Origin of the sequence: Synechococcus sp. OH2, assembly GCF_047462155.1 — a bacterium.
GTDB lineage: Bacteria > Cyanobacteriota > Cyanobacteriia > Thermostichales > Thermostichaceae > Thermostichus.
This window is the reverse complement of the sequence record NZ_JANSIR010000111.1, coordinates 19,578-26,603: the sequence shown is the minus strand read 5'-3', so window position 1 is coordinate 26,603 and position 7,026 is coordinate 19,578. Positions and strand designations below refer to the sequence as shown.

General features: G+C 56.5%; 9 protein-coding genes. 1 reads left to right on the top strand and 8 read right to left on the bottom strand.

Translation table 11 applies throughout. The features are described 5' to 3' along the window. A partial coding sequence (locus NW835_RS11795; protein WP_414415378.1) for a DALR anticodon-binding domain-containing protein occupies positions 1-636 on the top strand: 636 nt, incomplete at its 5' end. 34 nt (positions 637-670) lie between these two features. On the opposite strand, the gene NW835_RS11790 is transcribed toward NW835_RS11795, so the two are convergent. The 8 genes from NW835_RS11790 to NW835_RS11755 all read right to left on the bottom strand — a co-directional run. Next, the gene (locus tag NW835_RS11790; RefSeq protein WP_414365690.1) at positions 671-1,594 is read right to left on the bottom strand and encodes a fructosamine kinase family protein; all 924 of its coding nucleotides are present in this window, start codon (positions 1,592-1,594) and stop codon (positions 671-673) included. A gap of 7 nt (positions 1,595-1,601) precedes the next feature. Continuing rightward, positions 1,602-2,054 carry a hypothetical protein gene (locus NW835_RS11785; protein ID WP_414371603.1) on the bottom strand — a complete coding sequence of 151 codons (453 nt, stop codon included), beginning with the start codon at positions 2,052-2,054 and terminating at the stop codon, positions 1,602-1,604. Between the two features lie 112 nt (positions 2,055-2,166). Then, the gene (locus NW835_RS11780) at positions 2,167-2,712 is read right to left on the bottom strand and encodes a GTP-binding protein (RefSeq protein ID WP_414415377.1); all 546 of its coding nucleotides are present in this window, start codon (positions 2,710-2,712) and stop codon (positions 2,167-2,169) included. Between the two features lie 75 nt (positions 2,713-2,787). Further along, positions 2,788-3,336, bottom strand: coding sequence for a protoglobin domain-containing protein (locus tag NW835_RS11775; RefSeq protein ID WP_414377981.1), 549 nt, complete (start codon positions 3,334-3,336; stop codon positions 2,788-2,790). A 52-nt stretch (positions 3,337-3,388) separates the two neighbouring features. Next, entirely contained in the window at positions 3,389-3,757 is a 369-nt protein-coding gene (locus NW835_RS11770) for a roadblock/LC7 domain-containing protein (protein WP_414365145.1), read from the bottom strand. 110 nt (positions 3,758-3,867) lie between these two features. Further along, positions 3,868-4,755 carry a DUF4388 domain-containing protein gene (locus tag NW835_RS11765; RefSeq protein ID WP_414385263.1) on the bottom strand — a complete coding sequence of 296 codons (888 nt, stop codon included), beginning with the start codon at positions 4,753-4,755 and terminating at the stop codon, positions 3,868-3,870. 319 nt (positions 4,756-5,074) lie between these two features. Continuing rightward, complete coding sequence (locus tag NW835_RS11760; protein WP_414385265.1) at positions 5,075-5,908, bottom strand: DUF4388 domain-containing protein; 834 nt, start codon at positions 5,906-5,908, stop codon at positions 5,075-5,077. A gap of 279 nt (positions 5,909-6,187) precedes the next feature. Next, the coding region (locus NW835_RS11755; protein WP_414415376.1) for an HAD-IC family P-type ATPase at positions 6,188-7,026 on the bottom strand (839 nt) is incomplete at its 5' end.

Here is a 7,026-nt window from a genome sequence, read left to right as displayed (position 1 = left end):
TATGCGGCGGGAGATGAAAAGACCTTAAAAGCGTTGCAGGAGTTTCTCGCCCAGCGGCTGCAAATCCTTCTGCAGGAGGAAAAGCGAATCGACTATGACTTGGTCAGAGCCGTGGTCGGGGATCCTGAATCCGTGCAGACAGAGGATCCCCAGAAAGCGGAACTGACCTTGCGGGCTTTGAGCAACCTGCCCCTCACCCTGCTGCGGGCCGAGTACTTACAACATCTTCGAGCTACTGAAGAATTGGCGGATCTCTACCCCACCCTCAACCGCTGCGCCCGCCTGGCCGCCCAGGGAGATTTGGACTACGCCGTGCTGAATCCAGCGGCTGCCGTGGATCCCAGCCTGTTTCAGGAGGCGGCAGAACGGGAGCTGTACGAGGCCTGTCAAAGGGTTTACCGGCTGGGGGTGGAGCCAGCCTTCCAAGGAGACTTTACCCCGCTGGTGGAGGGTCTGCAGGCAGCAGCCCCTGCAGTGGATCGCTTTTTCGAGGCGGTTTTGGTCATGGATCCGGATCCCAGGCTGCGGGCCAATCGGCTGAACCTATTGGGGATATTGCGCAACCAGTCCCGCCTGCTGGGAGATATGGGGGCTGTAGTCATGGCAGGGGAAGCTGCGCCAGAAAAGAGCCGCTAGCTGCCGGCTGGCTCTTCCCTTTGCGGGAGAGGGATTATCCAAGAAAGCGCAAGCATTGCTGCAAGGCCCGCTGCACCGAGCCCAGGTAGCCCTCTCCGAACAGGTTGAGATGGTTAAGCCAGTGGTAGAGCTGGTAAAGAGGCTTGCGCCGGGAATACCCCTCATCCAGCGGATAGGCTTCTTGATAGGCCTGGTAGAACTCCGGTGGAAAGCCGCCAAAAAGCTCGGTCATCGCCAGATCCGTCTCCCGATCCCCGTAGTAGGTGGCCGGGTCGAAAATCACCGGTGAGCCATCGGGCAAGGCGCCGTAGTTGCCGCCCCAGAGATCCCCATGGAGCAGAGACGGGACGGGCCGGTAGTCCCGAAAGAAAGTCTCCAGCTCCGCCATGACCCGCTCGGCTTGGGCTACCCACGCGCCGCGGTAACCCCGCTGGCAGGCCAGCTTGACCTGGTAGAGCAGTCGCTGTTCCCGGTAGAAGTCCAACCAGTTCTGCCGCCAACTGTTGATCTGCGGCGTCGAGCCGATGGTGTTATTGCGATCCCAGCCGTAGCTGCCGTTGGGGGAGAGCGTGCGGTGCAACTGGGCCAACTGGGATCCCAGTAAACTCCCCGTTTGGGGGCGGGGTGAGGTCAGCTCCAGGTATTCCAGCACCAGGTAAGCCTGCCCATCTAGGGATCCCCAGGCAATCGGCTGCGGCACTCGCACGGCGTTGGCAGCCGCTAAGGCTTGCAGGCCCGCTGCTTCTGCCGCGAACATCTCCAGCGCCCCCTCTCCCCCCCGCGCTACCTTGACAAAGTATTCCCGCCTTTCCTGGCCGGAAGAAGCCTGAAGCGCACAGGAAAGCTGGTAGGCAGCGTTGATGCTGCCCCCGCCTACAGAACGGAAGTGAAGGGGATCTAAGGGATCCCCTGTAATTTTAGAAAGGTGCTGGGCGATGGCCTGCCAAAAGTTCTGCATCAGTACCCTATTCTTCTTCCGTGGGCGTCGCCGCCTTAGAACCCAAAATAGCCCCTGCCCCGTAAGAATCGATATCAATAGCCTGGGATCCCCCCACCGCCAATAGATCCATCAGGGATCCCAGCCGCCACCAGATCAATCCTGCCGTGCTGAAGACAAGGATCCCGCCGACCAAGGCAGCCAAAGCCAAGGATAAGCCAAACACGTGCAAACAGGCAGCCACAAAGCCAAAGGCAAACCCACAGCAGAGACTGTAGGTGAGGATCACCCCTGGCGTGCGGTAGGGAATCTGGCCTTGGCGCTCTCGGTTCCGCTGCCAAAGGGCTACCTGGTACTCCAACTTGTCTTTAAAGATGAGGCCGAAAATAACAGCAAAGAAGCTAAACAGGGCAATGGCTGAGTAGATAGGGGGGTTGACAAAGCTACGGGAAAACTCTCCGCTGACGTAGAGGGACTCCATGAGGCTTACCTGATCCAAGTCCCCCTTAGCTTAACATTCCTTAGCATCTTCTGCTTCCGAGGCAGTACCTACAAGAAGCCGGAAGAGGCTGAGCCATCTCGGCTACCTTCTCTCAGGCGACCACTTGGGGCATCAGTTGCTCAACCAATAGGAGCAGCGTATTGGCCACAGAAGCCAGCTCCTGAGCATTTAAGGTTGTGTGGGGAACCGAGCCATCTTGGTTGTTCAAGATCAGCAAAATGTCTTCTGGATCCCAGGCATTGGGGTGATCGACATGAGTGATCCCGATAACTGAGGGAGCACTTGTCCTAGCTCTCATAAAGGCTTGAATGGCCTGGGCATTGCGAAACTGGCCGGGCAGGTGGGCAGGTACCAAAAGAATATATCCGTGGGCACGCCTAATCAAAATATCCCACATAAAGCTAAAACGGGCCTGGCCGGGAGTGCCGTAGAGATGCAGCCACATCTCTTCTTCCTCTTCGCCAATTCTCAGGCGGCCAAAGTCCATGCTGACTGTTGTGCTCTTCTTAAGCTCTGCCACCTCATCGGTGGCCTTGCGATCCGTGTCGACCACTTCGATCTCGCTAATGGTGCGGATAAAAGTGGACTTTCCAGCCCCCACCGGCCCGGTTACAACAATGCGGAGAATATTGTCCATAGTTAGCCTCAGTCGTAAGTTAGCCTCAGTCGTAAGCCCCCAGCGCAGACCCGCCTGTACAAGCTTAATGAATATTTAAGAGGAAGCTAAGCTGGTAGCGATCAGGCGTTTAAACAAAGCCTCGCTCATGCCCGTTTCTTGCTGAACAGCGTTATAGGCCACCTCAAGATAGGCTTGCTCAATAAAGGAAAGGTCGATCATACAAACTTTGCTTAGACTCATCCGCAGCTGCTCGGGCTTGCCCTCTTTGACCAGCCGGCGGCTCACCTCCTGCACAACCGTAGCCATAGCCGGCACCACGTGTTGAGGGCCGATGCCAACCCGCACATGAACTAAGCCAATTTTCCAGCGGCGCTCGGCATACTGGGGGCCCCAGTTGTCCATGCCTGTGAACATTTCCTTAAACCAGTCGGCAAAAGTCTGGCCCAGCCGCTGCCGATTATGCTTGGCAATGACAGCCGCCATCTCGGCATCGCGATCCAAATAGCCGTAAAAGGCATCCGACATTTCTGTAGCGATGCTGCTGCCCCAGTCGGCACTTTGCTGCAAAATCCTCTTATCTTCATCTGTAAATTGGGTGCGCGAGATCAAGACTTGCAGCAGCTCCAAAGGTTTGATAGCCATAGTTCCCTCAGAATCAAGTCAAAATCAAGCTCAGCTTCTCCACTTAGCCTCTCTACTTCATGGCTTCCGCAATACTTGCCGCGGCTCGCTTCATCTCCAAAAACAGCAAGCCCTGCTTTACTTCATCGCTGGCAATCGTCAGCAGTACAGCATCGGGGCCGCAACTGGTTAAAACTCCATATCCCTTTTCTCCCTGCACAAAGACCCTCTCTATGGTTCCACGACCCAACTCTTTCCCAATCCGCTCCCCCAAAGAAAGCATGGCAGCAGACATGGCCGAGGTTCTTTCCTCGTCCATGCCCATGGGCAATGTGGATGCCAATGGCAACCCATCAGGAGTAACCACAGCCGCTCCTTGAATTCCTGGCGTGCTGGAAATGTAGTTCTGGAGAATTGCCTGCAAAGAGGATAAGTTAGCCATTCTTTCTCTCCCCGCTTTCAGCCCTTTTCGTCATTTTTCCATCTGTTCTTATACCTGCTGCAAAAGATAATAACGCAGAGATCTACCCAAAGATTTCTGCTCCCAAAAAATCATCTATCACGAACTCCCCTCAGTAAAGTGGCAAGTCGCGCAACGAGGGAGGGCTTAACCTGCTCATTCCCTTCTTGGGAGGGAAGCTGCTTGGCGTTCAGCTTCTCCTTTGCGGTTTCTAGGTTGTCTGCTGCTGTTGCCGACTTGTCCAAGAAAGCCGCGAGAGAAGCAGAAGCAATAGTCGTTGGGCCATCACAGGGACTGATGAGCCCCAGCTTGGCCAGGCGGGCGCAGGCATAGCGAACTTCCAGAAGATCTGCCCCCAGCAGCCGGGCTAGGTCGGTCAGCCGGCGCGAAGGCGAAACCTGCTCCAGGATCCCCCACTCCAAGGCAGAGAGCTTGTACAGGGGCAGCTCAGTGCTGGTGCGCCAGAAATAGCTGTCCGGCTGCGGCAGGTTCTCCTCAGGAAACTGATCGAGCTTAAGCTGCTGTAGCCCTTCTAGAACCAAAGCACTGGCCCCCTTGCTTAGGCCAGTCATCTCCCGATAAGGCATGGGTGCGTTAGGTAGGAAGCTGAAGTGGCCCGCTTCCAGAGCAAACAAGCTGTAGAGCCCCACCTGCAGTTGGTGGCGGAAGAGCTTGGCCAAAGCTGCCGGCGAGATCAACCCTTGCCGCTGCAAACACCGCCCCAGCGGCTCTTCCAGTCCACAGAAAGAAGCCAGCTTTTCCACCACCCGCTCGCTGACCAGGCCCGAACGGGCCAATAAACTCTCCAAGCGATGCTCCTCTTCGGGGGGCAGAGCCGCAATTACCCGACCTTGATAAAACCAGATTTTGTAGATGCCGTTTGGGGCCCAGATGGAAAGTTGCCCTGTTTTGCCGCCTTTTTCGACGAGCTGCAACAGATCGGGCAAAGAAAATTCCTGGAGGTCTCCAACGATGGCCATAGCAATTCTTTAGCCTCCATTAGTTTCAGGGATCCTCAAAGATACTATCATTCTCATCCGCTGATTCCCTGTCAACAACCGTGTAGCAACGGCAAAGCCACCTTTGCTCAAGTACTCGAGCTAGCAGCAATTCTACTGACGAACGATTTCATTGGAGAGATAGGGTCTAGGCATTGAGCTGCGTAGGATTTTGGCATCAATTCCTATCACTATTGTGTCGCTCCGATCTAGATCCGTTACAACCATTCAGCTCATCTTTACCTAAGTTAACTTCGTAAAGCCAGCGTGGGGAAATGCCATAAGATTTTACCCTACCGGCTTATTTTTCGCGAATGGTTTTGAGGAGGGTAGAGAGGCGGCTGACCAAAGAAGGCTTAACCGGCTCCTTCTCTTCCCGAAGGGTGGAAAGAAACTTAGAAGCCGCCGCGAGCGCAGGCTGAGGCGTAGCCGCCGAGCTGTCGCAGGGGCTGATGAGCCCCAACTTGGCCAGGCGGGCACAGGAATAGCGCACTTCCAAGAGATCTGCCTTCAGGGATTGAGCCAACTCAACCAGGTTACGAGCGGGGGAAATCTGCTCTAGGATTGCCCACTCCAGCGGCGAGAGTTTGTACAAGGGCAGCTCGGTGCTGGTGCGCCAGAAGTAGCTGTCCGGCTGGGGCAGGTTTTCTTCCGGGCGCTGCTCCAACCGAAGCTGCTGCAGCGCTTCTAGAACCACGGCGCTGGCCCCTTTGCTTAGGCCGGTCATCTCGCGGTAGGGCAGGGGCACGTTGGGCAAAAAGCTAAACTGGCCAGCTTCTAGGGCAAAGAGGCTGTAGAGCCCCACTTGCAGTTGATGGCGGAAGAGCTTGGCCAGAGCTGCCGGCGAGATCAACCCTTGCCGCTGCAGGCAAAGGCCTAGAGGCTCCTGCAAGCTGCAGAGGAAGGCCAACTCCGCCACCACCTGCTCGCTGACCAGGTTTAAGCGCACCAGCAAGCGCTCCAACCGGTGCTCTTCTTGGGGAGACAAGGCCGCGACCACTCGCCCCTGATACAGCCAAACTCGATAAATGCCAGTAGGTGCCCAAACCGACAGTTGGCCCGTTTTCTTTCCTTTTTCCATCAAATGCAACAGGTCGGCTAGGGAAAATTCCTGAAGATCTCCGAGCATTGCCATGTTTCCGCGCTCCCTCCACCTATTGGATCCGGCCTTTTCAGTATTTTCCCGGTTTTTCCCTTGCTAAGCAAGTTACAAAAAAGGGCAACTCCGGGCAAGCTTAAGCTCGATTCTACACTTAGATGCTCAAAAGTTACAGCTAATTCATCTTTTCAATCAAACTTAACCAGAGTCCCCACTCTCTCGGCCTCAATGGAGCGGAAGTTGTGGCAAAAGTCCAGCAAAACTTCGGAAACAGCAACAGATAGCAGGTGGGATATTTGTAGTTTTTAATACTTTTTAACTCTGACCATCAGAGGATCCACTGAATACAAAAGTTCGCTTGAGAAGGAGCGAATTGAGGACTACACTGAGGGAGCTGAAGGCCATGAGGCCGCCTGCTAGAGCGGGGCTGAGGCCGAGGCCGAATCCGGGCAGGAGCGCGCCGGCGGCCACCGGGATCCCGACCAGGTTGTAGGCGAAGGCCCAGAGGAGGTTTTGCTGGATTTTGCGGAAGGTGGCGCGGCTAAGGCGGATGGCTTCCACGACGTCCCAGAGGCGGTTGCGCATGAGGATGATATCGGCAGTCTCTAGGGCGGCAGCGGTGGCAGAGTGCAGGGCAATGCCCACATCGGCTTTGGCCAAGGCGGGAGCGTCGTTGATGCCATCCCCCACCATGGCAACTCTCCGGCCCTGGGCCTGCAGATCTCGGATAACCTGGGCTTTATCTGCCGGCTGCACCTCGGCAATGACGCGGATCCCTGGCACCTGCAAAGCTTGGGCCACCTGCTGCGCCACCTCGGCCCGATCCCCAGTCAGTAAGACCACCTGCAGGCCCATTTTCTGGAGCTGTTGCAGGGTTGCCGGGGCATCAGGCCGCAAGGGATCCTGCACCGCCAACAGCCCCACCAGGGATCTGTTCAGGGCCACGCCCACCACCGTTTTGACGGCTTGCAGCAGCGCCTTGGCTTGGGTCTGCGCTTCAGGAGAAAGCGGGATCCCCAGGGCGGCAAGCCCCTCTAGGGAGGCCAAGAGGATCTCTTGCCCTTCCACCCGCGCCGAGGCCCCCACTCCCGGCTGGGTGTGAAACTCGGCGGCAGAAAGCAAGGGCAGTCCCCGCTCGCGGGCGGCCCCCAAAA

Bases quoted from the DNA above. Each gene is read 5' to 3' on its own strand.
- NW835_RS11790 (WP_414365690.1), bottom strand. From the start codon at position 1,594: ATGCAGAACTTTTGGCAGGCCATCGCCCAGCACCTTTCTAAAATTACA.
- NW835_RS11785 (WP_414371603.1), bottom strand. From the start codon at position 2,054: ATGGAGTCCCTCTACGTCAGCGGAGAGTTTTCCCGTAGCTTTGTCAAC.
- NW835_RS11780 (WP_414415377.1), bottom strand. From the start codon at position 2,712: ATGGACAATATTCTCCGCATTGTTGTAACCGGGCCGGTGGGGGCTGGA.
- NW835_RS11775 (WP_414377981.1), bottom strand. From the start codon at position 3,336: ATGGCTATCAAACCTTTGGAGCTGCTGCAAGTCTTGATCTCGCGCACC.
- NW835_RS11770 (WP_414365145.1), bottom strand. From the start codon at position 3,757: ATGGCTAACTTATCCTCTTTGCAGGCAATTCTCCAGAACTACATTTCC.
- NW835_RS11765 (WP_414385263.1), bottom strand. From the start codon at position 4,755: ATGGCCATCGTTGGAGACCTCCAGGAATTTTCTTTGCCCGATCTGTTG.
- NW835_RS11760 (WP_414385265.1), bottom strand. From the start codon at position 5,908: ATGGCAATGCTCGGAGATCTTCAGGAATTTTCCCTAGCCGACCTGTTG.